The organism is Sediminicola sp. YIK13 (assembly GCF_001430825.1).
In the GTDB taxonomy this organism is placed as follows: Bacteria; Bacteroidota; Bacteroidia; order Flavobacteriales; family Flavobacteriaceae; genus Sediminicola.
In genome coordinates, this window is the sequence record NZ_CP010535.1 from 3,485,300 (window position 1) to 3,510,341 (window position 25,042).

General features: G+C 40.9%; 19 protein-coding genes and 1 tRNA gene. 14 read left to right on the forward strand and 6 right to left on the reverse strand.

Translation table 11 applies throughout. From position 1 onward, the window contains the following. Window positions 1–18 precede the first annotated feature (18 nt). From SB49_RS15410 to SB49_RS15470, 13 genes are all read left to right on the forward strand, one after another. Window positions 19–336 (forward strand): FtsL-like putative cell division protein, encoded by a 318-nt coding sequence (locus SB49_RS15410; protein ID WP_062058472.1) that lies wholly within the window; start codon window positions 19–21, stop codon window positions 334–336. Beyond that, a complete protein-coding gene (locus SB49_RS15415; RefSeq protein WP_062058475.1) occupies window positions 336–2,342 on the forward strand; it encodes a penicillin-binding protein in 2,007 nt (668 codons plus the stop codon). Before SB49_RS15410 ends, SB49_RS15415 begins: the two co-directional genes overlap by 1 nt. Next, the gene (locus SB49_RS15420; RefSeq protein WP_062058478.1) at window positions 2,339–3,802 is read left to right on the forward strand and encodes a UDP-N-acetylmuramoyl-L-alanyl-D-glutamate--2,6-diaminopimelate ligase; all 1,464 of its coding nucleotides are present in this window, start codon (window positions 2,339–2,341) and stop codon (window positions 3,800–3,802) included. Before SB49_RS15415 ends, SB49_RS15420 begins: the two co-directional genes overlap by 4 nt. Window positions 3,803–3,844: 42 nt before the next feature. Next, complete coding sequence (gene mraY / locus SB49_RS15425) at window positions 3,845–5,065, forward strand: phospho-N-acetylmuramoyl-pentapeptide-transferase (protein ID WP_062058482.1); 1,221 nt, start codon at window positions 3,845–3,847, stop codon at window positions 5,063–5,065. Then, window positions 5,065–6,399: a UDP-N-acetylmuramoyl-L-alanine--D-glutamate ligase gene (murD, locus tag SB49_RS15430; RefSeq protein WP_062058485.1), complete on the forward strand. Its 1,335-nt coding sequence runs from the start codon at window positions 5,065–5,067 to the stop codon at window positions 6,397–6,399. The genes mraY and murD overlap by 1 nt, the downstream gene beginning before the upstream one ends. A 1-nt stretch (window position 6,400) precedes the next feature. Next, the gene (locus SB49_RS15435) at window positions 6,401–7,600 is read left to right on the forward strand and encodes an FtsW/RodA/SpoVE family cell cycle protein (protein WP_062058488.1); all 1,200 of its coding nucleotides are present in this window, start codon (window positions 6,401–6,403) and stop codon (window positions 7,598–7,600) included. After that, a complete protein-coding gene (gene murG / locus SB49_RS15440) occupies window positions 7,587–8,678 on the forward strand; it encodes an undecaprenyldiphospho-muramoylpentapeptide beta-N-acetylglucosaminyltransferase (RefSeq protein WP_062058491.1) in 1,092 nt (363 codons plus the stop codon). Before SB49_RS15435 ends, murG begins: the two co-directional genes overlap by 14 nt. Before the next feature lie 19 nt (window positions 8,679–8,697). After that, on the forward strand, window positions 8,698–10,050 hold the full coding sequence (murC, locus tag SB49_RS15445) for a UDP-N-acetylmuramate--L-alanine ligase (protein ID WP_062058494.1): 1,353 nt from the start codon (window positions 8,698–8,700) through the stop codon (window positions 10,048–10,050). Then, complete coding sequence (locus tag SB49_RS15450; RefSeq protein ID WP_062058497.1) at window positions 10,040–10,759, forward strand: cell division protein FtsQ/DivIB; 720 nt, start codon at window positions 10,040–10,042, stop codon at window positions 10,757–10,759. The genes murC and SB49_RS15450 overlap by 11 nt, the downstream gene beginning before the upstream one ends. Window positions 10,760–10,762: 3 nt before the next feature. Continuing rightward, window positions 10,763–12,094 carry a cell division protein FtsA gene (gene ftsA / locus SB49_RS15455; protein ID WP_062058499.1) on the forward strand — a complete coding sequence of 444 codons (1,332 nt, stop codon included), beginning with the start codon at window positions 10,763–10,765 and terminating at the stop codon, window positions 12,092–12,094. Between the two features lie 47 nt (window positions 12,095–12,141). Further along, a complete protein-coding gene (ftsZ, locus tag SB49_RS15460; protein ID WP_062058502.1) occupies window positions 12,142–14,124 on the forward strand; it encodes a cell division protein FtsZ in 1,983 nt (660 codons plus the stop codon). 101 nt (window positions 14,125–14,225) lie between these two features. Further along, window positions 14,226–14,675 (forward strand): GatB/YqeY domain-containing protein, encoded by a 450-nt coding sequence (locus SB49_RS15465; RefSeq protein ID WP_062058504.1) that lies wholly within the window; start codon window positions 14,226–14,228, stop codon window positions 14,673–14,675. Between the two features lie 17 nt (window positions 14,676–14,692). Then, window positions 14,693–14,766: transfer RNA gene (locus tag SB49_RS15470), tRNA-Arg, on the forward strand. Between the two features lie 381 nt (window positions 14,767–15,147). Here the strand turns inward: SB49_RS15470 and SB49_RS15475 are convergent. From SB49_RS15475 to SB49_RS15490, 4 genes are all read right to left on the reverse strand, one after another. Further along, the gene (locus tag SB49_RS15475; RefSeq protein ID WP_062058508.1) at window positions 15,148–15,750 is read right to left on the reverse strand and encodes a YceI family protein; all 603 of its coding nucleotides are present in this window, start codon (window positions 15,748–15,750) and stop codon (window positions 15,148–15,150) included. Between the two features lie 246 nt (window positions 15,751–15,996). Continuing rightward, complete coding sequence (locus SB49_RS15480; RefSeq protein WP_062058511.1) at window positions 15,997–16,974, reverse strand: YpdA family putative bacillithiol disulfide reductase; 978 nt, start codon at window positions 16,972–16,974, stop codon at window positions 15,997–15,999. Window positions 16,975–16,976: 2 nt separating this feature from the next. After that, window positions 16,977–17,636, reverse strand: a complete 660-nt coding sequence (rpe, locus tag SB49_RS15485) for a ribulose-phosphate 3-epimerase (protein WP_062058514.1) — start codon at window positions 17,634–17,636, stop codon at window positions 16,977–16,979. A gap of 131 nt (window positions 17,637–17,767) precedes the next feature. Further along, window positions 17,768–19,006, reverse strand: coding sequence for a DEAD/DEAH box helicase (locus SB49_RS15490; protein ID WP_062058517.1), 1,239 nt, complete (start codon window positions 19,004–19,006; stop codon window positions 17,768–17,770). A 785-nt stretch (window positions 19,007–19,791) separates the two neighbouring features. On the opposite strand from SB49_RS15490, the gene SB49_RS15495 reads away from it, so the two are divergent. Beyond that, the gene (locus SB49_RS15495; RefSeq protein WP_062058519.1) at window positions 19,792–20,766 is read left to right on the forward strand and encodes an NmrA/HSCARG family protein; all 975 of its coding nucleotides are present in this window, start codon (window positions 19,792–19,794) and stop codon (window positions 20,764–20,766) included. Window positions 20,767–20,873: 107 nt separating this feature from the next. Here SB49_RS15495 and SB49_RS15500 read toward each other — a convergent pair whose 3' ends face one another. Beyond that, window positions 20,874–23,072, reverse strand: a complete 2,199-nt coding sequence (locus tag SB49_RS15500) for a B12-binding domain-containing radical SAM protein (RefSeq protein ID WP_062058522.1) — start codon at window positions 23,070–23,072, stop codon at window positions 20,874–20,876. Window positions 23,073–23,259: 187 nt separating this feature from the next. After that, the gene (locus SB49_RS15505) at window positions 23,260–24,993 is read right to left on the reverse strand and encodes a glycoside hydrolase family 13 protein (RefSeq protein ID WP_062058525.1); all 1,734 of its coding nucleotides are present in this window, start codon (window positions 24,991–24,993) and stop codon (window positions 23,260–23,262) included. Window positions 24,994–25,042 lie beyond the last annotated feature (49 nt).

Genomic DNA, 25,042 nt, shown 5'->3' on the forward strand with positions numbered 1-25,042 from the left:
CCCAGTATATAATACGATATGAGAAAAGGAATTTTGGATATTTTAAAAGGTAAGTTTTTGGTGAGCGGGGATGCTCCCAAGAATTGGCTTTTTATCATTTTCGCCTCTTTTTTGGCTACCGTAATGATTGCGAGTTCGCATAGTGCTGATAGTAAGGTGCATCGCATTGCAAATTTAAATGAACAGGTAAGGGAGTTGAGGAGTGAATTCGTGGATGTGCGCTCGGACCTGCAAGGGTTGAAACTGGAGTCTGCCATCATGGGAGCCTTGGCAGAGGATGGATTGTATCCATCTGAAACCCCACCAAATAGAATAATAGTTAAGTCTAAAGAATAGTGGCTACGACGGAAAAAAACATATTGACCCGATTGTATATAGTGGTGGGATTTCTATTCCTGTTCGCTATTGCCGTTTTGGTAAAGCTGGTCAGCATCCAGATGGTGGACGGGGACAAGTACCGAAAGCTCGCCATGGATAGGACAGAAAAGATGTTTACCATTGCCCCTAATAGGGGCAATTTGTATTCTGATGATGGGAGTTTGTTGGCGACCTCTGTTTCCAGGTATTCCATACGTTTTGATGCAGAAACTGTAAGCGACAAGGATTTTGAAGAGAATGTAAAGCCATTGTCGGACGCATTATCCAAAACGTTCAATAAGCCTTCTTCTTATTATCAGCAGTTGTTCCGTAAGGCAAAGGCCAATAAGAATAGGTATAAATTGATAGCCCGCAATCTTGATTATTCAGATTACATAAAGGTGAAGGAGTTTCCGTTGTTCAACAAAGGTCCATATAAAGGTGGACTCATTGTAGAACAAAAGACGGTGCGTGAGCACCCCCTGGGAAAAATGGCAGAACGAAGTGTTGGTTATGAAAGGGTAGATGAAAACGGTTATTACACCCGTGTAGGTCTAGAAGGGGCCTTTGGAGAATATTTAAGGGGCGTTGAAGGAAAGAGATTAAAGCAGAAAATTGCCAAAGGGCAATGGAAGCCCATAGGATTTGATAATATCGTGGAGCCTCAGGATGGGTACGATGTTATATCTACCATTGATATCAATATTCAGGACATAGCACATCATGCCCTTTTGGGACAGTTAGAAAAATACAAGGCAGATCATGGTTGTGTTATTGTAATGGAGACCAAGACCGGAGAAATTAAGGCCATTTCCAATTTGGGCATTACCGGTGATGGGAATTATTATGAGCGTTTAAATTATGCCGTAGGAGAATCCCACGAACCTGGGTCAACCTTTAAATTAATGTCGTTGGTGGCAGCCTTGGAGGATAAGGTAGTGGATACAAGTACGGTTATTGATACTGAAAAGGGACAATGGCGGGTTTATGATAGAACTGTTAGGGATTCTAAATGGGGAGGTTACGGCAAAATATCCGTAGCTAAGGCATTTGAGCTTTCCTCCAATACTGCTTTTGCCAAAATCATCCATAATAACTATAAGGATAATCCGGGAAAATTTGTCAATAGACTAATGAACATGGATCTCCACAAAGAGTTGGGACTGCCTATTAATGGAGAAGGCACCCCTGTGATAAGATATCCTGGGGACAAAGGTTGGTCCGGAATTTCTTTGGCATGGATGTCTCATGGATATGAGGTTGCCCTGACCCCCTTGCAGACACTTTCTTTCTATAATGCCATTGCCAATGATGGTGAAATGGTAAAACCCAGATTGATCAAAGAGGTTAGGGAATGGGACAAGACCATACTGAAATTTGAGAAAGAGGTTATCAATCCTTCTATTTGCTCTCAAGAGACGGTGAACAAGGTGCAGCAACTTTTAAAGGATGTTGTAGAAAAGGATTACGGAACTGGCCATGGCTTGTACTCTCCTAATTTTTCCATGGCAGGAAAAACAGGTACTTGTCAAAAAGATTATGTGTCCAAGGATCCTAACAAGTTAAAGTACATTTCTACTTTCGCTGGTTATTTTCCTGCAGATAACCCAAAGTACTCCTGCATCGTCGTTATTCATGAGCCCGATAAAAGCGTAGGATACTATGGGGCAGATGTTTCCGGTCCGGTATTTAAGTCCATTGCCCAAAAAATTTACGCAACCAATCCATTGACAGATGAGATTGAGGATATGCGACCTGAAGCGGTGCAGTTGGAAAAAAACTACGAGCAATACTACGCAAAAGCACAACAGGATTATAAGATACTTCCAAATGTTCAAGGGATGAGCGGTATGGATGCCGTGGCCCTTTTGGAAAATTTAGGAATAGAAGTAGAGGTGAAGGGTAATGGTAAGGTAAGAAGTCAGTCCATCTCCCAGGGAACGGATCTGAACAAGGTCAAAAAAATAATATTGGAACTTTCATGATGTTGTTAAAAGACATATTGTATGGGGTTAGCCTATCCGCTGTTAGCGGAAGCACCAATGTTATGGTCAATGCTATTGTTTTTGATTCCAGAAAGGTAGGATTGGATGATGTTTTTGTCGCCATTAAAGGGACTGTCACAGATGGTCATAAATATATAGAACATGTAGTTGCAGCTGGCGCCAAAGCAATTATCTGTGAAGAACTTCCCAGTGTAATGGTGAACGGGGTAGTCTATGTAGAGGTTGATAATGGGAATAAAGCCTTGGCAATCATGGCTTCAAACTATTACGGAAACCCGTCCAAAAATTTGAAATTGATAGGGATAACTGGTACCAATGGTAAAACCACTATCAGTAGTCTTTTGTATCAGTTGTTTAAAAAGGCAGGTTTTAAAGTGGGCTTGATCTCCACTATAAAAATCATGGTAGATGACAATGTTTATGCTACCAGCCATACGACTCCAGATGCCTTGACCATTAATTATCACTTGCATTTAATGAACGAGGTGGGAGTCGAGTATTGTTTTATGGAGGTGAGCTCCCATGGAATTCATCAAAAAAGAACAGAGGGACTAGTATTTGCAGGGGCCATTTTCACCAATTTGTCTCATGACCATTTAGACTATCACAAGACCTTTGCAGAATATAGGGATACCAAAAAAATACTTTTTGATAAGTTACCTAAATCAGCTTTTGCCCTCACCAATATCGATGACAAAAACGGATTGGTGATGCTGCAGAACACAAAAGCCAGAAAATTCACCTATGCCTTAAAATCTTACGCAGATTACAGGGCCCAGATCTTAGAGAACCAATTCCATGGTCAATTGTTAAAGATTGATGGGGATGAGGTCTGGTCTAGGTTGATAGGGGATTTTAACGCTTACAATATGTTAGCTATTTATTCCACTGCCGATCTTTTGGGATTGGAAAAACTGGAGATATTAAGGTTGCTGAGTGAACTGGAAAATGTAGATGGCAGATTCCAATATTTTATATCCAAAGAAAAAATTACAGCAATAGTCGATTATGCCCATACGCCGGACGCACTAAAAAATGTACTTATTACGATAAATGCATTGAGGACTGGAAATGAAAAAGTCATTACCGTAGTGGGGTGCGGTGGTGACAGAGACAAGTCTAAACGTCCGGTTATGGGTCATATCGCTACAGAATTTAGCAATCAGGCCATTTTCACTTCGGATAATCCACGTACAGAATCTCCTGCACAGATTATTAAGGATATGGAAGAAGGGGTAGAGGCGCAAAATGTACGCAAGGTACTTGCTATTGAAAATAGGGAGCAGGCAATTAAAACAGCTTGTCAATTGGCAGAGGCCAATGATATCATCCTCATAGCGGGAAAAGGCCATGAGACCTACCAGGAGACCAATGGGGTGCGGGTAGATTTTGATGATTATAAAAAAGTGAAGGAATTATTAACGATGTTAAATAAGTAGCATTTCCATTTTCATTTGGAAAGAGGAAAATAGAAAAGAGATATGTTATACTACCTTTTTGAATATTTAGAAAAACATTACCAAATCCCTGGGGCGGGACTGTTCCAATTTATAACGTTCCGTGCAGCGATTGCGGTGTTGTTCTCTTTGATCATAGCTACAGCCTACGGAAAGCGTATCATACTTTTTTTACAGCGCAAGCAGATTGGAGAAACTGTAAGAGATTTGGGACTTGACGGTCAGAAACAAAAAGCTGGTACCCCAACCATGGGAGGGCTAATAATTATAATAGCTACGTTGATTCCAGTGCTGTTGTTTGCCAAGTTGGACAATATTTATATCATCCTTTTGATTGTCACCACCATTTGGATGGGGATTATTGGATTTGTGGATGACTACATAAAAATTTTCAAGAAGGACAAAGAGGGGTTAAAAGGGAGGTTTAAAATAATGGGGCAAGTGGTGTTGGGCCTAATCGTGGGTTCAACCCTTTATTTTCACCCCCAGGTGACCATGAAAGAAGCAAACAGAACTTTAATAACACAAAGTTATACGGTAGTTGCCCAATCTGGCGATGAAATAAAATCCACGAAAACCACGGTTCCTTTTTTTAAGAATAATGAGCTCGATTATAGTGTTTTTATCACTTGGGCCGGAGAAGGCCTGCAACCTTATGCGTGGCTGATCTTTATTCCAATCATTATCATCATAGTAACAGCGGTATCCAATGGCGCAAATTTAACCGATGGTATAGATGGTTTGGCCGCGGGAACCTCGGCGATAATTGTCTTTACCCTGGGTATTTTTGCTTTCGTTTCCGGTAATATCATTTTTTCGGACTATCTGGATATCATGTTCATACCAAGAGCAGGGGAATTGGTGGTATTTATAGCCGCCTTTTTAGGGGCTCTGGTTGGGTTCTTATGGTACAATGCCTTTCCTGCCCAGGTATTTATGGGAGATACGGGTAGCCTTACCATTGGGGGGATAATTGCTGTTATAGCCATTATCGTAAGAAAAGAACTCTTGATTCCTGTGTTGTGTGGAATCTTCTTTGCTGAGTCAATTTCAGTAATGCTACAAGTAGGATATTTTAAGTACACCAAGAAAAAATTTGGTGAAGGCCGGCGTGTGTTTCTAATGGCGCCACTTCATCATCATTACCAAAAAAGGGGCTATCACGAAAGTAAGATTGTGACCAGGTTCTGGATTATAGGAATTCTCTTGGCAATTGTTTGTATCGTAACCTTAAAAGTTCGCTAATGGAGAGATTGGTCATTTTAGGCGGGGGAGAAAGTGGTGTTGGAACTGCCATTTTGGGCAAGAAAATGGGCTATGATGTCTTTGTGTCCGATGGAGGGAAAATTAAGGAAAAATATAAAAATGCTCTCGAAAATCTAGGAGTAGATTGGGAGGAGGAAAGACATACAGAGGCTAAAATATTGATTGCCGATGTGGTTATGAAGAGCCCTGGAATACCAGATACGGTTTCCTTGGTGGTTAAACTTAGGGAAATGAACATCCCCGTTATTTCCGAAATAGAGTTCGCTTCGAGATATACCGAAGCTACTATTATTGGAATAACAGGGAGCAATGGGAAGACCACGACTACCATGTTGGTGAATCATTTGTTAAAAAATGGTGGATTGAACGTGGGAATGGCCGGTAATATTGGCGACAGTTTTGCGAAAATGGTTGCAGAACAGGATTATGACTATTACGTGTTGGAGATAAGTAGTTTTCAATTGGATGGCATTGTGGAATTTAAGCCACATATCGCGATCATAACCAATATATCTCCCGACCATTTGGATCGATATGATTATAAGTTTGAAAATTATATCGCTTCCAAATTTAAGATAGTACAAAATCAAACCGATGAGGATTACCTTATTTACGATGCTGATGATGAAGTAATAATGGATTATTTGGAACAACACAAAATATCATCCAAGTTGATTCCCTTTTCCCTGGAGAAAGAATTTACGGAAGGCGCATATATAAAAAATAATAAAATACAGATTACAACTCAAAATAACACAATGGAGATGGAGCAAGACACTTTGGCTTTAGAAGGCAAGCACAACCTTAAAAACACTATGGCAGCATCAACTGCAGCCAAGTTGGTGCAGATTAGAAAACAGACAATCCGAGAAAGTGTCCAAAATTTTCAAGGCGCCGCCCATAGATTGGAAAAAGTATTGAAGATCCATCATGTGCAGTACATCAATGATTCCAAAGCTACCAATGTAAATGCAACGTATTATGCATTGGACAGTATGAAAACCCCTACCGTTTGGATTGTAGGTGGGTTGGATAAAGGGAACGATTATAAATCCTTAATGCCAATGGTCAGGGAAAAGGTAAAGGCCATAGTGTGTTTGGGATTGGATAATTCAAAAATAAAGGATGCATTTGGCAATGTAGTGGATTTAATGGTGGAGACTTTTTCAATGGAAGAAGCCATAAAGGTGGCTTATAAAATTGCTGAACGAGGTGACACCGTATTATTGTCCCCGGCCTGTGCCAGTTTTGACCTATTTAAAAATTACGAAGACAGGGGAGATCAATTTAAAGAAGCTGTAAAAAACCTATAGTGTGGTAGATTTTTTTAAAAATATCAAAGGAGATAAGGCCATATGGGGGGTTGTAGCCCTCTTGGCCCTATTTTCTTTTTTACCTGTTTACAGTGCCAGTAGTAATTTGGTATATGTGGTAGGTAATGGGACAACAGTGGGGCATTTGTTGAAACATGCGATGCTGTTGATTCTGGGATTTGGTGTCATTTATGGCGTTCATAAAATACCGACTCACTTTTTTAAAGGTCTATCTCTCATTGCCATGCCTATAGTTTTGTTGTTGTTGGCATACACTTTGGCTCAGGGAACAACTATAGATGGTGCCAATGCAAGTCGTTGGATTCGCCTTCCCTTGGTTGGTTTTACATTCCAAACTTCTACTTTGGCGTCCGTGGTTTTAATGATCTATGTCGCTAGGTACCTTACAAAAATTAAGGATAAAATTATAAGTTTTAAGGAGAGCATCCTGCCCTTGTGGCTGCCAGTTTTTTTGGTGTTGATACTGATCCTTCCCGCTAACTTTTCCACAGCTGCCATTATCTTTTTTATGGTATTGTTACTGTGTTTTATGGGGGGGTATCCTATCCGATATTTAATGGGGATAATAGGTGCGGGAATTTTGCTGCTCACCCTGTTCGTATTGTTGGCCAAGGCCGTTCCAGATGTATTTCCCAATAGGGTGGATACTTGGATCAGTAGAGTGGAAAGCTTTTGGGATCCAGCGGATACGGAGGCAGATTACCAGATTGAAAAGGCCAAAATAGCTATCGCTACCGGTGGTATTGTGGGTAGCGGTGCGGGAAAGAGTGTCATGAAGAACTTTTTGCCGCAGAGCTCTTCGGATTTTATCTATGCCATTATTGTGGAGGAATACGGACTTATTGGGGGTTTCGCCATAATGTTTTTTTATCTGTTGTTGCTGTTTAGAATAGTGGTGGTTGCCAATGGAAGCTCCAGCGTTTTTAGCAAGTTGCTGGTGGTTGGTGTTGGTTTGCCCATTGTTTTCCAAGCCCTGATCAATATGGCTGTGGCAGTAGAATTATTTCCGGTAACCGGGCAGACCTTGCCCTTGATAAGTAGTGGTGGTACCTCAATCTGGATGACCTGTCTTGCAATAGGCATCGTATTGAGTGCAAGTAATAAAAATATGGAAGAAGAGGAAAATGCCTCGGAATTGGATGATACGAACCCTTTAGAAGTGCTAAGTGGACAACTATAGATTTATACTTTCCGGGGGAGGAACAGGCGGACATATATATCCGGCCATAGCCATAGCCAACGAATTGAAATTGAGGTATCCCAATGCCGATATTCTGTTTGTAGGGGCCAAGGATAGAATGGAAATGGAAAAAGTTCCTCAGGCTGGGTATAAAATAAAAGGATTGTGGATTAGTGGGTTACAGCGGAAACTGACCCTTAAAAATTTAATGTTTCCAGTAAAATTGATAAGTAGTTTGATAGAAGCTCGTAGCATAGTGACAAAATTTAAACCTCAGGTAGTTATCGGTACCGGAGGCTTCGCCAGTGGTCCACTTTTAAAAATAGCTTCGAACCAAGGGATACCATGCGTGTTGCAGGAACAAAATTCTTATGCCGGGGTCACCAATAAGATGCTGGCTAAAAAAGTGGAAAAAATATGTGTTGCCTATGATGGGATGGATAAATTTTTTCCTTCCGATAAAATTGTGAAGACAGGAAATCCGGTACGCAGTGATTTAATAAAGGCGGTTGTTGATAAGCAGGCTTCGGTTGAATTTTTTGGATTGGACGCTTCCAAGCCGGTTTTAGTGATTTTGGGCGGAAGTTTAGGGGCAAGAAGGATCAACCAATTGGTAGCAGAGAAACTATCCTTTTTTCAGGCCCTAGGGCTGCAATTGGTATGGCAGTGCGGTAAGCTCTATTATGAAGAGTACAAGAAACATGGTTCGGATACGGTAAAGGTGTACGACTTTTTGAACGATATGAATTTTGCCTATGGGGCTGCAGATATGATTATATCACGGGCAGGTGCCGGTTCAGTTTCTGAATTGTGCATCGTGGGGAAGCCGGTTATTTTTATTCCGTCGCCCAATGTTGCGGAAGACCATCAAACAAAGAACGCACAGGCCTTGATTTCAGAAAATGCTGCTGTCATGGTGAAAGAGAGGGAATTGGATACGCACTTTGAGGTAGTTTTTAAGGAGATTTTCAATTCTAGGGAGCGTCAAGGGGAATTAAGTGCCAATATAAAGAAATTGGCAATGCCGAATGCTACCAAGCATATCGTTGATGAGATAGAAAAGATAATAAACAAATAATGCACTATAGAGGATATTAATGAACATTAAAGATCTACATAGCGTTTATTTTATAGGAATCGGAGGCATAGGAATGTCTGCCTTGGCCCGTTATTTCAAATTTATTGGAAAGAATGTAGGGGGTTATGATAAAACCGAGAGTCCATTGACCAAGGAATTGGTTGAGGGCGGGATGGAAATCCATTATGAGGATAATATGGACCTAGTCCCCGAACATTATAAAAATCCAATAGGAACCTTGGTGGTTTATACTCCAGCGGTACCAATGGATCATACAGAGTACCAGTATTTTGTAAATCGAGGGTTTGAGGTATATAAGAGGTCGGCCGTCCTAGGATTGGTTACTAACCACAGCTTTTGTTTGGCCGTTGCCGGTACCCATGGAAAAACCACAACGTCCAGTATACTGGCGCACCTGCTAAAGGAGGCAGGGATGCCAATCACAGCGTTCTTAGGTGGTATTTCCGAAGATTTCAACAGTAATTTTTTATTAGAGGGGACTGAGGTATCTGTTGTGGAGGCCGATGAGTTTGATAGGTCTTTCCTGCAGCTTACCCCTAATATAGCATGTGTGACCTCGATGGATGCGGACCATCTCGATATTTATGGTACAAGTGAGGCTTTGGTTCAGTCCTTTAACGATTTTGCCGGGAGGTTAAAAACCGATGGAAAACTCTTTGTTCGCAACGGTCTGCCTTTGGAGGGGATAACGTATGGAATAGCCGATGGTTCGGATTATTGTATCGAGAACCTTAAAATAGAAAACGGGGCCTATCTTTTTGATCTGGTTACGCCGGAAGAAACTTTTAAGGGGGTCAGGTTCAGTAAGCCGGGGAAGCACAATTTGCTAAACGGTTTAGTGGCATTTGCGATGGCCTTACAGACTGATGCTCCAAAACAGGGCTTGGTGGATGCCATGGGAACGTTTAAAGGGGTGCAAAGACGATTCTCCTATCGTTTGCGAAGGGATGATTTTGTATTTATTGATGATTATGCCCATCATCCTACTGAAATCAATGCAGTATATGAGGCAATTGAAGAAATGCATCCCAATAAAAAAGTATTGGCGATTTTTCAGCCTCACCTGTTTTCAAGGACGAGGGATTTTATAGATGATTTTGCCAAGAGTTTGGAAAAATTCGACAGCGTGCTCTTATTGGATATTTATCCTGCAAGGGAAAAACCAATTGAAGGGGTAACATCGGAGTGGTTGTTGCAGAAAATAAACAATCCAAAGAAAAAACTGATTGCAAAATCGGGATTGATCGCAGAGATTAAAAAACAAGCCCCAGAAGTTCTGGTGACCATGGGTGCCGGTGATATAGGTTTAGAGGTTGTAAAAATAGAAAAAGAATTCGCTCATGAAAATTAATTGGAACTATCTGAAATTGATGCTGTTGCTGGTTTTAGTGATGTGTCTTTACGCGTTTTCTAACCATAGGAGCAGTGTAAAAACTGTTAATGATATTGATTTACAGTTTTTGGGAGATGAAAATTTGTACACCACTCATGAGATGGTTAATAAATTGTTAATACAAAAATACGGGAACCTTAAAAACGTGCCCAAAGAAAAATTAGTTTTGAATACCATAGAGAAGGTAATTGAGACCGATGAAATGGTGAAAAATGCCCAAGTGTATCTTACTGTAGATGGGAAACTTACGTCGAAAATCATACAGCGAAAGCCAATCGGAAGAGTTGAGGGGTTTAAAAAGTATTATGTGGATGATGAAGGAAGGCGCATGCCCTTCTCTAAAATTCATTCTGCAAGGGTGCCCATTATAACGGGCAACATCACTGGAAAAAGTTTGGAAGATATATACGTAATCCTCGAATATATCAATACGGATAATTTTCTAAGAAAAAATATCATCGGTATCCATGTGGGTGCTGATGGGGATTTTCAGTTAAAGTTTCGTATGGAAAACTTTGTGGTGAATTTGGGAGGTGTTGAGAATTTAAAGGAAAAGTTCAACAACTTCATGGCTTTTTATAACAAGGCCACAAAGGACAAGACATTGAATCATTATGATTTAGTGAGTTTAGAGTATAATAATCAAGTAGTGTGCACCAAAATTTAGGGTATGGAACAAGGTAGTTATTCGGTTGGATTGGATATTGGGACCACCAAGATAGTGGCCATTATAGGGAAGGAGAACGAGTACGGTAAGATTGAGATTCTAGGCATCGGAAGATCCAAGAGTCTTGGGGTACATCGTGGTGTGGTCAATAACATTACACAAACCATAAAGTCTATCCAACAGGCCATTGAACAAGCCGAAGCTAATTCGGGTTTAAAGATTGGTTCCGTTGTGGTGGGCATTGCGGGGCAACATATCAGAAGTTTACAACATAGCGATTACATCACTAGGGTGGATTCTGAGGAGGTGATCAATGATGATGATTTGGACAAACTGTGCAACCAGGTATACAAATTGGTCATGTTACCGGGAGAAGAGATCATCCATGTATTGCCGCAAGAGTATAAGGTTGATGGCCAGGCCGAAATCAAACAGCCTATTGGGATGTATGGAGGAAGGCTGGAGGCCAATTTTCACGTAGTGGTAGGTCAGGTATCTTCCATTAAGAACGTGGGAAGATGTATTAAAAGTGCTGGTTTGGATCTGGGAAGTATTACCCTGGAGCCGCTGGCATCGGCAAATGCAGTTTTGAGTCAGGAAGAAAAGGAAGCAGGGGTAGCCCTGATAGACATAGGAGGAGGTACCACGGATTTGGCCATTTTTAAAGATGGGATCATCAGGCATACCGCGGTAATCCCTTTTGGGGGCAATGTAATTACCGAGGATATCAAGGAAGGATGTTCCATCATAGAAAAACAGGCAGAACTGCTAAAAATAAAATTTGGATCGGCCTGGCCTGGAGAGAACAAGGATAATGAGATCGTTTCCATCCCTGGATTAAGGGGAAGGGAGCCTAAGGAGATCACCCTTAAAAACCTTTCCAAGATCATCCATGCAAGGGTTGTGGAGATCATAGAGCAGGTTTATGTGGAGATTCAGAACTACGGTCATGAAGATCAAAAGAAAAAACTGATTGCGGGAATAGTTTTAACGGGTGGAGGAAGCCAGTTGAAACATTTGAAACAATTGGTAGAATATATAACAGGGATGGATACCAGAATTGGATATCCAAATGAACATTTGGCAGGTGATTCCGATGAGGAAATAGCTAGCCCTTTGTATGCCACGGCGGTAGGACTATTGATGAATGCCATCAATACCAAAGCAAAGGTCAAAGCCATTGAAGAGTCCCACGATGAAGTGGACACCGAAGTTATTTATGATGAAGGTAACGGACAGGCCACTACGGAGCAACCAAAGACATTGAGAGAAAGAAAATCCATATTTGACAAATGGTCCGAAAAGTTGAAAGACTTCTTGGATAATGCGGAATAGGGCATTAGATAGAGAACACATATCGTATAACCAGTAATACAAAAAGAATGAGCAAGAACACTGAATTTGAAAGTATAGCTTTTGATTTGCCCAAGAATCAAAGCAATGTGATAAAAGTCATAGGTGTAGGTGGGGGTGGCAGCAATGCCATAAATCACATGTTCCAGGCCGGGATCAACGGAGTGGATTTTGTGATATGCAATACAGATTCACAGGCGTTGGACAATAGTCCGGTTCCGAATAAAATACAACTTGGGGTCTCCCTAACAGAAGGATTGGGCGCTGGTGCAAATCCTGAAGTTGGAGAACAGGCCGCCATTGAGAGCATGGAGGACATTAAAACCATGTTGGGTACCAATACAAAAATGGTATTCATTACTGCAGGTATGGGTGGGGGAACAGGTACTGGAGCTGCCCCTGTCATTGCCAAGCAAGCCAAGGAATTGGATATCCTAACGGTCGGTATCGTAACCATACCCTTCCAATTTGAAGGAAAAATGCGTTGTGAGCAGGCCCATGTGGGAATGGAAAAACTGCGTAGAAATGTAGATTCATTAATTGTAATCAATAACAATAAGCTTAGGGAAGTTTACGGTAATTTGGGCTTTAAGGCCGGATTTTCCAAAGCGGATGAAGTGTTGGCAACAGCTGCGAGAGGAATTGCGGAAGTTATTACCCATCACTATACTCAAAACATAGATTTACGTGATGCCAAGACCGTATTGTCCAATAGTGGTACTGCCATTATGGGATCTGCTGCGGCATCCGGATCATCAAGGGCCCATGAGGCAATCATGAAGGCCTTGGATTCACCATTATTGAACGACAACAAGATTACTGGAGCTAAAAACGTGCTGTTGCTCATCGTTTCTGGGTCACAGGAAATTACCATAGATGAGATAGGGGAAATCAACGACCATATCCAAATAGAGGCCGGTCATGGTGCCAATATCATTATGGGTGTAGGTGAGGACGAAAGTTTGGGAGAGGCCATCGCAGTAACAGTAATAGCCACGGGTTTTAATATAGACCAGCAGGATAATATAGTGAATACGGAATCCAAGAAGATTATACATACATTGGAAGATGAGCAAAAAGCCGAACAGGATTTGATGCTATCTTCACGTAATGTCGTGCACAAATTGGAATTGGATGAAGAGGAAGAGGCAACTCCAACACCCGAGCTGGTCGTTAAACATCAATTGATAGAAGAAGTAGAGGAAGAAGATGAAGTACAGGCAAAAGCTCCTGTAAGAGAAATGGATTTGATACCAACGACAAGTTATCTCAAAAATTTCAATGTCTTTTACGAAGAGGTTATCGCAGAGAATGTTGAGAATGATTTTATTGTGATCGATTCCAAGGACAGTCTTAGCGATATTGAGGTTGTAGAACCAGTATATGTTTCCTCCAAAAGGCAGGAAGAGGATCAGTTTACCTTGAGTTTTGATATGCCCTTGAGCCAGTCAAAAAGAAGTTCAGACGAGGAAGAGGAAAAGGAGCACACCATTACCTTTAACTTGGACGAGGTCAGGGAAATGGATGTCAGGGATCATATCGAGGTTGTTCCTGTATTAGAATACAACAAGAACGGTGAGAAAAGATACAGCTTGGATGATTATATGGAATTGGAGCAAAAACTGACAGGTGCCAAATCCAAGGCTGAAAAGTTTGAACCAAAAATAATTGAGGACGAATTGGTTTTTGAAAAGAAGACTGTTCAAAGAGAGGAGGATTCTCCTATGGATGAGACCAAAGAGATCAATCCAATGGACACCCCTTTGGAAGAATTGTTGAAATCAAGGGCTGATGAGCGCAGAAGAAAATTAAAGGATTTCAATTATAAGTTTCAAAACAGCATGAATAGGATCGACGAGATCGAAAAACAGCCTGCCTATAAGAGGCAAGGGGTGAACTTGAACGAGGCTTCCAGGGAAAATAAGGTCTCTAGAACTTCTCTTAGCGAGGATAGCAATGATGAGATCCAAATGCGTTCAAATAATTCATTCCTACATGATAACGTGGATTAAGGGAATTGCAATTTCTTTAATTTTTTAGAAAAGTTTAAACCCGAAAATACAAGTTGTTTTCGGGTTTATTTTTTATCTTCGCTCATCTAAAATAATTGGATATGAGCTTGCAACAACGCGTAATGGAAGAAATGAAAACGGCTATGAAAGCCAAGGATACTGTTGCATTGGAATCGCTCAGGGCCATTAAATCGGCTTTGTTGATGGCACAGACTGAAACAGGGGCTGGTGCTGGACTATCAGAAGACGAGGAAGTGAAGTTGGTGCAAAAGCTTGTTAAGCAACGTAAGGATAGTGCAGCCATCTATACCGAACAAGGTAGGGCCGACTTGGCAGAACCGGAATTGGCACAAGCTGCAGTTATAGAACGTTTTTTACCGGAACAACTGACCGAGGAAGAAATAGAGAAAGTAGTGGTGCAGACCATAGAATCTGTTGGGGCTTCAGGAATGAAGGACATGGGGAAGGTTATGGGTATCGTTTCCCAGGAACTTGCCGGACAGGCAGATGGAAAAACAATTTCCAACATTGTAAAAAGAAAACTTTCGTAAATTTGTAAAGTATTATTGGCCTCGTGGCGCAACTGAATAGCGCATCAGATTTCGGCTCTGAGGGTTACAGGTTTGAATCCTGTCGAGGTCACGAATAAACCACAAAAAAGTGGATGTGCAAGCGAGCTTCAAAAATGAAGCTCGCTTCTTTTTTGAAGTAAAGCGAAGCAAATCTTTTTGTGGTTTTCAAAGCGGAGCTTTGCAGGAAGGGCGCAGCCAATCCTGTTTTTTATCCCTTTTGGATTTTCGCTTTAATTTGAGGATAACCATTGTGTGCCTACTTGCTGGTTTTCAAAGCGGAGCTTTGCAGGAAGGGCACAGCCAATCCTGATTCTGATCCCAGTTCGGTTTTCTTTTTTTATGGGGATAGGCGTAGTGCGTCTGTTAGCTGGTTTTCAAAGCGGAGCTTTGCAGGAAGGGCGCAGCCCATCCTTACATTTTCGCGAGTTTAGCATAAACTGGCAAAAAGTAATTATATCTTTCTGTTCAGTTCCATATTGATCTCCACATTCACTTCATCTCCCACCACCATGGTCATGGCCCAATTTCCTTTACCTACTCCAAAATCTGTCCTTTTCAATTTAGTTTCAAACGCTAGGCCCAAAATAGTAGTTCCTTTCATCATGGGATTTTCCATTTCCCCAGTAATTTTAAAAGGGATGGATACGGATTTCGTAACATCTTTGATTGTTAAATCACCTACCACTTGATAATCATTGCCTGAAAGGTGGTTGATTTTAGTTGAAGTAAAAGTGATATAAGGAAATGATTCTGCGTCAAAGAAATCACTGGAGGTTAAATGTTTGTCTCGTTTTTCAATATTCGTATCAATGCTGGCCACGGGTATTTTAAATGTAAACTTACTATTCGGTAAATCTTTAGGATCAAAATGAAAGGTTCCTTCCTTTTTTTGAAAAATGCCGTTCACAGTATTAAAAAAGTGTTTGACTCCGAAATTGACCGAGGTGTGGTTCTGATCCAATTCCCAGCTTTTAGCCATCATATCTTGAGCGGTAAGACTGGATGATACTAAAAGGAGCAGGGAAAATACTATACTATTTTTAAGAATTTTCATGGTTGCCGTATTAAATTATTCAACTTACATGCCTCTGCAAAAAATAAAGTGCCGATGAATTATGGCATTCATTTTTGGAAAAATAACGTCAATACATATCTTGATGTGCAAAATTATTGAAATGTGCTGTTTTCTGAAATGATGTACATCATGCCATGATTTTGTTGGTAAGGTAATTTTGTAATAAAAAACACGGGCTTTGGGCCCGTGTTTTTTATTATTTCTAATATGTTATGTCCACTGAATTTATTCCACAGCTACTTTTTTGCCTAGAATGGAATTGATAATGATCTTGGCATGGATCCTTGAATTTTCTATAAACCATTTATGCGTTTCCATCCCGCCACAAATAACCCCGGCTAAATAGAGGCCTTCCACATTGGTCTCCATGGTATCTTCATTATAACTCGGTAATCTCTTGTTGTCATCCGAAAGTTGGATGCCCAATTTTTCCAGAAAGCTGAAATTGGGCTTATATCCTGTTAGAGCAAGGACATAATCATTCTCTATGCTTTTGGCACCTTCAGGAGTATCAATTACAATGCTGTCTTCTGTTATTTCAGTAACGTTGGCATTAAAGTAAGCCTTTATACTCCCTTCATTAATTCTGTTGATAATATCCGGACGGACCCAATATTTCACCCGTTGTCCCACTTCTTCACCTCTGATGATCAAAGTTACCTCGGCACCTTTTCTATAACATTCCAAAGCGGCATCCACTGCGGAATTGCTTGCCCCAATGACCGCCAATTTTTGACTGGCATAGAAATGGGGCTCCTTGTAGTAATGGGATACTTTATCCAAATCCTCCCCGGGAACGTTCATATAATTGGGGATGTCATAGAAACCTGTTGCGATCACCACAGATCCGGCCTTATATGTTGTCTTATTTGAGATTAGGGTAAAGGAATCCTGATCTTTAGAGATGTGTTCTACTTTTTCAAATAGGTTGATTTTTAATTTATTATTCGTTACGATCCTTCTGTAATATTCAAGTGCCTCATCCCTTTTGGGCTTGGCTTCCTTGCTGATAAATGGAATCTCATCGATCTCTAATTTTTCGGAGGATGAAAAGAACTGCATGGTCATGGGATAATTGTATAGGGAGTTCACGATACATCCTTTTTCGATGATCAAATACTCCAATCCTTTTTTCTCGGCTTCAAGGCCACAGGCAATGCCTATAGGGCCTCCTCCAACAATTATAACATCAATCTGCTTCATTATTATCCAACAATTTCTTTTAACTCTTTTATGGTTTGGGTAGGGTTGCTCGAATTGAACACAAAACTACCCGCTACTAGCACATCTGCTCCAGCCTCTATCAAATCTTTAGCATTCTCTGCATTTACGCCCCCATCTATTTCTATAAGGGTATGTGCCTTTTTTCTATTGATCAGTTCCTTTAGGGACTTGACCTTGTCATAGGTGTTTTCAATAAAGGACTGACCTCCATATCCCGGGTTAACGCTCATCACACATACGAGGTCGATATCATTGATGGTATCTTCCAATAAATGGATACTTGTATGTGGGTTAAGGGCAACTCCTGCGGTCATCCCCTCAGCTTTTATAGCCTGTAGCGTCCTATGTAAATGTGTACAAGCTTCATAATGCACGGTTAGATTATTGGCACCCAATTCCGCAAAATCCTTTATGTAGCGATCGGGATCCACAATCATAAGATGTACATCTATGGTTTTGTCGGCATGTTTGTTAATAGCTTTCAAAACGGGCATCCCAAATGAGATATTGGGCACAAATACTCCGTCCATTACATCGATGTGAAACCAATCGGCCTCACTCTTGTTAACCATTTCTATATCTCTTTGAAGATTGGCGAAATCTGCTGCCAATAGGGAAGGGGCAATGATTTTTTTGTCCATATGTGGTAACTACCTAAGTTTTCACAAAGATAATGAATTGTTATGGTACTTAAGAAAGCCCTTGATCTGTAAAAAGTAAGGAAAGGAAGATGCTTATATATCGTTGGGAGTGATATTCTAAAAGTCTAGATTTATTTATACCAACGTTTTTTGTTCTTTTTGGACGCTTCTGATTTTCTTCCCTTTTTGTGTTTGCTCCCCTTTTTCTTGTGTACTATTGGTTTTGCCTGGGGATCTAAAGGATACGGATGATTTTCTTCCACTTCCAGTTTTGTGAACAGCATTTTTTGGATACTGGCTAAGTAAGGCTTTTCATCCGCGGAACAGAAAGAATAGGATTTACCGGAATTTCCGGCCCTACCTGTCCTTCCAATTCGGTGTACATATGTTTCCGGAACATTGGGCAGATCAAAGTTAATGACTGCATCCAATTGGTCAATATCCAGACCTCGGGCGGCAACATCGGTGGCAATTAAAATAGAAGCCTCCTTGTTCTTAAAGTTATTGTATGCTTGTTGGCGTTCACTCTGTGATTTGTCGCCATGCAGGCTTTCTGCCTTATAATTATTACGGATCAGGGTCTGTTCCAACTTATCCACCCCGTATTTGGTGCGTCTAAAAATGATGATATTCCCTTTTATTGTATTTCTTAAAAGGTGCAGGCACAATTCAATTTTCTTTGGTTTAGGAACATAATACAATAGTTGTTGTACGTTATCCGCGGCCGAGGAAATTGGGGCAGCTTTTACCGTTTCAGGGTCCTTTAAAATGGTACTGGCCAATTGCGTTACCTTATAGGGCATGGTAGCAGAAAAAAGCATCACTTGTTTGTCCTTGGGACAAAGGCGTTCTATTTTCTTCACATCATCAATAAAGCCCATATCCAACATTAAATCTGCCTCATCCAGGACCAAGGTCTCTACATAGTCCAAATTAACTACATCTTGTTTGTGAAGGTCCAATAAACGACCAGGTGTGGCTACAAGGATATCGACACCCTTTTTAAGACTTTCAATTTGTGGTTCCACAGAGGTGCCTCCAAAAACAAGGGCAGTGGTAAGGTTGGTGTATTGTGCATAAGCTTTACAGTTATCGGCTATCTGTATGGCCAATTCCCTTGTTGGGCTTATGATCAATGCTTTTACTGTCTTCGCCTGGTTAGTGGCATCTTGCCTGTCAAATAATTGCTGTAAAATTGGGAGGGCAAAGGCAGCGGTTTTACCCGTTCCTGTTTGCGCTGAGACAATAATATCTTTTTTTTCCAAAACTAACGGGATGGTCATCTCCTGTACAGGAGTTGGTTCATCGTAATTCATTTCAGCAATGGCGCGTAAAATGGGTCTGTTCAGCTTTAAATCTTTAAATGACATATGGACAATGGTCTTAAATAATAAGGCAAAGGTAGGTTAAAAAGGACATTCGCTATAGCATAGGGATGTTCGGCTATCTTTTTAGTTTAGGAATCAATACTTTTCAAAAGACAACACCAATTAAAAAGCCTTTTTTTGAATTCATAGGTTATTCCATAATGCTGTTGGCATTTTATGTTGGCTTGACTGATTTTTGGACATAAAATTTCAAGTAGGGCATATTGTTATCCATCAGGAAAATACAAGATACTGTTTTTAAAATACTGATTATAAGTTGTTTGTAAGTTATTGTATCGAAAAAAATTATGCTGAAATATTTAATTTTAGTCAAAAGTTAACTCATTGTTTAGAAAGTTGAATCTGAATAATTAGTAATTTTATGTAAGTTTAATAGATATCAATAGGGAACAACAATTGGATTTTCAAGCAGCTGAAAAAACCGATCTCTATTGGAATGCTGAAGAACTATAAGGCGATAATTCCTAGTTTATGGAAAATGATTCCCGCCATTTAAGATATCTATTAAATTAGCAGATACTGTTCAATTTAATATGCTCCAAAGATGGGGTTTCATCATTGAACAATATCCTATACACCCTCCCCCACATTAGATTTTGAGCTTTAGGTGGTAACGTCTAACTCGTAGCGAATGGGTTTTTCTATCCGATACCCTTTTATTCTTTTAAAAGTTTGGCGTACCATCATTTTACGGTTAGAAGATGAGATTTAAGGCATCATCATACCCGATGTGTAGTATTTACGGATAATTTTAAATATAGCGTATTATGGAAAATAGGAAAATTATTGCTGTAGTAGGAGCCACAGGGGCTCAGGGTGGAGGCCTGGTCCTGGCAATTTTGAATGACGGATCAAAAGAATTTGAAGTACGGGGCATAAGCCGGGACATAACTTCTGCCAAAGCAAAGGAATTGAGCAAGTTGGGCGCTCAAATGGTACAGGCAGATTTGGACAATAAGTCAAGCTTGGTATCAGCTTTCAAGGGGGCGCATGGCGTTTATTGTGTCACGAATTTCTGGGAACATATGTCACCGGAAAAAGAGATGGCTCAAGCGAAAAATATGGCAGAGGCCGCCAAAGAGGCTGGGGTACAGCATGTGGTTTGGTCTACATTGGAGGATACCCGTAAGTGGATTCCTTTGAGTGACAAGCGCATGCCCACACTAATGGGCAATTACAAGGTGCCTCATTTTGATGCCAAAGGGGCATCTAATTCATATTTCGAAAAAAGTGGGGTTCCCTATACCTTTTTATTGACCTCCTTCTATTGGGAAAATTTCATAAATTTTGGAATGGGTCCCCAAAAAGATAAGAATGGAAAACTATCCATCGCTTTGCCAATGGGCAATAAAAAGCTTCCCGGTATTGCCGTTGATGATATTGGCAAGTGTGCCTATGGCATCTTTAAGGCAGGTAAAAAGTATCAGGAAAAAACTGTCGGGATATGCGGAGATCAGCTTACTGTGAAGGAAATGGCAACTGCTTTTTCCAATGTTTTTGGAACGGAAATCGGATATTCCGATGTGCCGGTTGAAACCTATCGAAAATTAGAATTTCCAGGGGCAGATGATCTGGGGAATATGTTCCAATTCAATCAGGAGTTCGAAACAGATTTTTGTAGAGCCCGTGATCTAAAATTGGCCAAGGAACTGAATCCAGAGTTATTGTCATTTGAAGCTTGGTTACGAAAAAACAAGAACAGACTGGAGCCAAGTATTAGGGGGGAAGCGGCAACTGCTTAGGAGAGCGCTTTCAAGTTATTTGGTAGTTCAATAGAACAGCAAGCATTGATGTAAATCAATGCTTGCTTTGTACTATGGAAGTTGTTTATTGAAATTTCTACTTGAGTCTAAAGGGTCAGTAAGCCCTGTGACCTTAGTGTAAGAATTGGTTTGGAGAACCAAAACAATTCAAAATCCTCAAAATTGGTCTCAAAATCGGTTTTGAGTTGACCAAAGGTGAGCGTGTTTGCGGTGTTGACGGATATCTTTTCCAAAGCCCCCAACAGCCATTCCCCATGTTCTTTGGAAACCGTTATCTCCCTACTTTCCATTTTCCCGTGAAACGAAAGTTTTAAAAGCTCCCAAGTCCGTCCCTTTTTGGATTTGCTGCTAACTACTGACAATGGCGTTCCGCCAAGCCATATGATTTTTGCATTTGGCCGCACTGAAAATTGGGGCTGGGCTTCCAGGGCATGGGCGATATAATTTTTTTCTATGGTAGTTTTGGGAATCTTAAAATCGAACCATTGTTGCAGTGGGAAATCAAACCCTATCCCATGCATAAAATTAAAAAGGGATTTTTTGAGGCCATAGCTAAACTGATCATGGTCTATCCCGGTGGTATCTGTAAACTGAATGTCATTATTGGCAAAGGTTATGGGTTGATAATCCGGAATAATATGGTAATCTGTCGGATTTAACCCAACCGGGCTATGTGCCGTTAGGGCGAATTGGTGCCAGAATCCCGATTGAAGAACTCCCAGTTCAAACATCTGTCGTACCATTTCAAGACTATCCACAGTTTCTTGTACGGTTTGGGTAGGGTAACCGTACATCAAATAGCAGTGGACCATGATGCCCGATTCCGTGAAGTTACGGGTCACTTGGGCGACCTGTTCCACGGTAACCCCTTTTTGGATCAATTTCAACAAGCGGTCCGAGGCTACTTCCAATCCGCCGGAAACCGCAATGCATCCGGAAGCCTTGAGAAGAATACAAAGGTCTTTGCCAAAATTTTTCTCGAACCTGATATTTGTCCACCAGGTCACCGTTAACTTTCGCTTGATTATTTCCAGAGCAAGGGCCCGCATTAGGGCAGGTGGAGCAGCCTCGTCCACAAAATGAAATCCACTTTCCCCTGTTTGTTCAAGGAGTTGTTCCATACGGTCCACCAAAAGTTTGGCGGCAATGGGCTCATATATTTTTATATAATCCAGGGAGATATCACAAAAAGTACATTTCCCCCAATAGCAACCATGCGCCATAGTCAGTTTGTTCCAGCGGCCATCACTCCAGAGGCTGTGCATGGGATTGGCAATTTCTATTACGGAAATATATTTGTCCAGAAGTAGGTCCGAATAATCGGGAGTCCCTACATCACTTTGCTTGTAATCAGCCTTTGGGGAAAGGTTGTTGTAAAATATAGATCCATCCTTTTTTAAAAAGGTCCTCTTTAAAATGGCGGTACTATCCTTGGCTTCTGGATCTAAACAATGGGAAGCCAAGAGCTCAATCGGAAGCTCGCCGTCATCAAGGGTGATATAATCAAAGAAGTCAAATACCCGTGTATCGGAGACAGATCGAAGCTCCGTGTTGGGGAAGCCTCCACCCATGGCTGTTTTTATTTTTGGGAACTTGTGTTGTATAAACTGTGCACACCTGAAGGCACTATATAAATTCCCAGGAAATGGCACCGAAAAACAAACGAGTCTTGGTTTTAGAGTTTTAATGCGCTCTACTAAGATTTTTAAGGTGATCTGGTCAATATGTGTGGGCTCTTTTTGGAGGTGGTCATAGAGTTCGTCAAAGGAATTGGCGCTTCTTCCCAAACGTTCCGCATACCTGCTGAATCCGAAATTTTCATCCAGACATTCAACGATAAAATCGGAAATATCTTCCAAATAAAGCGTGGCCAAATGTTTGGCCTTGTCCTGGACGCCCATAGAGCCAAAAGCCCAGTCCATATCATCGAGTTGTTCGAACCTGGAAGCTTGGGGTAAAAAATATGGGGTACAGATCTGTCTGCCAAAAGTGGCATTGTTCCCCTGCAGGAAGGAAACGATTGGTTCTATGGTTTGCAGGTACTCCTCTTTTAGGGCATATATCCGTTGACTATTGGGACTGTTGATGGATTTATTGGCTTTTGCAAGTTCAAAGATATCCTGTAGCCCTTTTTGGGAAAATAGTGTCAATAATACCTCTATCCCCAAATCCATCTGAAAGGCACCGATATTTTTGGTGTTCAGAAATCCTTTTAAATAGGCCGTTGCCGGATAGGGCGTATTCAGCTGGGTAAAAGGTGGGGTTATAAGAAGTAGGTCTTTCAAATGCTCTATGATTTAATAATGGAACGTAATAAGATGTGAAAATTTCCCTGCAAAAATAGTGGAAAAATAAGAGGCGTAGGCAGGTATGTACCAACACTTGTGGTTTGTTTTGCCTAAAAGTGGATAGAGAGCGATACCATAACTAAAAAAAAATGGGGCCCCAGGACCCCATTTTAATTCGGTTGGGTTATTGTATTGAAAAAATGACGGCCTGATAGGGAAGAAGGTGTATAGTTCCATTTTTGATGTCGGGAGACTGAAGGTTATTGATGACCTCTTCCTTTATAGATTTAGCTTCCTTGAGGGTGATGCTGGAATTCTTTTCTGAGAAATTAAGAACAACCAACATTTTTTCTCCCTTCCACGACCTGGTGTACGCATATATTTCCTGATGCTCAGGTTGTAGCAGGGTATAGGCCCCGTATACCAAGACTGGGTTATTCTTGCGTAGTTCCACCATGCGCCTAAAATGATTTAGGACAGAGTTGGGATCTTTCTTTTCTGACTCAACATTAATGGTCTTGTAATTCTCATTTACAGGAAGCCAAGGGGTTCCCGTAGCAAAATTGGCATTCGTGGAATTGTCCCATTGCATGGGGGTCCTACCATAATCTCTGGACCCAAATTTTAGATTCTGCATATATTCCATTATATCGCCACCTTCGTTTACTACCTTTTTATAACCATTAATGGCAGCAATATCCTGGTATTCTTCAATGGTTTCGAAATTACTATTGGTCATGCCCAGCTCATCCCCAAAATAACAATAGGGGGTACCGCGCATGCTGAGGATAAAGGTATTCAGCATTTTAGCAGAGGGTCTCCTAAATGCAGGACTGTCGTTCCCAAACCTGCTAACCATTCTGGCTTGGTCATGATTGGCAAGATATATGGACAACCAACCTTTTTCAGCAAATTCCTTGTCCCACCGGGAAAATACTTCTTTAAAATGGGTAAGGCTATAACCTTCACGTTTGGCAATATCCACCCCTTCAAAGGCATAGGCCATATTCAATTCGTTACGATCTGCATCGACCAAATTATGGGCATCTTCAAAATTTCTTCCTGCCCCTTCGGCTACACTCATTACATCGTATTTGCTAAAAACCTGTTCATGCATCTCCTTTAGATACTCATGAAGGTTGCCCTGCATGGCGTAATATTGTATAAAGTTTGTTTGAAGGTCATCTGGGAATGCTGGGAACGTGGTATCCTTGGCAGCAAATTGAAAAGCATCCAGTCGAAAACCATCAACGCCTTTCTCGGCCCAAAACGTCATAATATCGTAAACTTCTTGGCGTACCTTGGGATTTTCCCAGTTTAGATCGGGTTGTTTTTGGGAGAAATAATGCAGGTAATAAGCGTCTGTAATGGAATCATATTTCCAGGCATCCCCTTTTTCATCAAAGAGGCTATATCTGTAATTGGGCTTGCCTTTTTCTGCCGGCCACCAATGGTAATAGTCCCTATATGGGTTATCTCTGGAACTTCTTGATTGTTGGAACCATTCGTGTTCATCACTACTGTGGTTTACTACCACATCCATGATTAGTTTTATACCTCTCTCGTGCATGCCTTTCATGAGTCTGTCAAAATCTTCCATAGTACCAAAATCGGACATAATGTTGCGGTAATCACTAACATCATAACCGTTGTCATCATTTGGAGAGCTGTAAATAGGGTTTAGCCAAACTGCAGTAACCCCTAAGTCCTTGATATAATCCAATTCTTGGATAATTCCTTTTAGATCACCAATGCCATCGCCATCAGAATCTTTAAAGCTTCGCGGGTAGATCTGATAGATGATAGCTTCTTTCCACCATTTTTCTTCCGATTGCGCTAAGTCTTTTTGTTCCTCTTTTTTAGTGCCACAGCTTATAAAAAATAGAAGCGCGATTAGAGCTGCTGATAGTTTGTGCATGTTTTTTATAGTTTTGGTTATTTATAAATATAATACTTTAAAGTATTGA

Bases quoted from the DNA above. Each gene is read 5' to 3' on its own strand.
- mraY (WP_062058482.1), top strand. From the start codon at position 3,845: ATGTTATACTACCTTTTTGAATATTTAGAAAAACATTACCAAATCCCT.
- SB49_RS15505 (WP_062058525.1), bottom strand. From the start codon at position 24,993: ATGCACAAACTATCAGCAGCTCTAATCGCGCTTCTATTTTTTATAAGC.
- SB49_RS15450 (WP_062058497.1), top strand. From the start codon at position 10,040: ATGAAAATTAATTGGAACTATCTGAAATTGATGCTGTTGCTGGTTTTA.
- SB49_RS15465 (WP_062058504.1), top strand. From the start codon at position 14,226: ATGAGCTTGCAACAACGCGTAATGGAAGAAATGAAAACGGCTATGAAA.
- murD (WP_062058485.1), top strand. From the start codon at position 5,065: ATGGAGAGATTGGTCATTTTAGGCGGGGGAGAAAGTGGTGTTGGAACT.
- SB49_RS15480 (WP_062058511.1), bottom strand. From the start codon at position 16,974: ATGAAGCAGATTGATGTTATAATTGTTGGAGGAGGCCCTATAGGCATT.
- SB49_RS15490 (WP_062058517.1), bottom strand. From the start codon at position 19,006: ATGTCATTTAAAGATTTAAAGCTGAACAGACCCATTTTACGCGCCATT.
- rpe (WP_062058514.1), bottom strand. From the start codon at position 17,636: ATGGACAAAAAAATCATTGCCCCTTCCCTATTGGCAGCAGATTTCGCC.
- SB49_RS15420 (WP_062058478.1), top strand. From the start codon at position 2,339: ATGATGTTGTTAAAAGACATATTGTATGGGGTTAGCCTATCCGCTGTT.
- SB49_RS15475 (WP_062058508.1), bottom strand. From the start codon at position 15,750: ATGAAAATTCTTAAAAATAGTATAGTATTTTCCCTGCTCCTTTTAGTA.
- SB49_RS15410 (WP_062058472.1), top strand. From the start codon at position 19: ATGAGAAAAGGAATTTTGGATATTTTAAAAGGTAAGTTTTTGGTGAGC.
- ftsA (WP_062058499.1), top strand. From the start codon at position 10,763: ATGGAACAAGGTAGTTATTCGGTTGGATTGGATATTGGGACCACCAAG.
- SB49_RS15495 (WP_062058519.1), top strand. From the start codon at position 19,792: ATGGAAAATAGGAAAATTATTGCTGTAGTAGGAGCCACAGGGGCTCAG.
- murC (WP_062058494.1), top strand. From the start codon at position 8,698: ATGAACATTAAAGATCTACATAGCGTTTATTTTATAGGAATCGGAGGC.
- ftsZ (WP_062058502.1), top strand. From the start codon at position 12,142: ATGAGCAAGAACACTGAATTTGAAAGTATAGCTTTTGATTTGCCCAAG.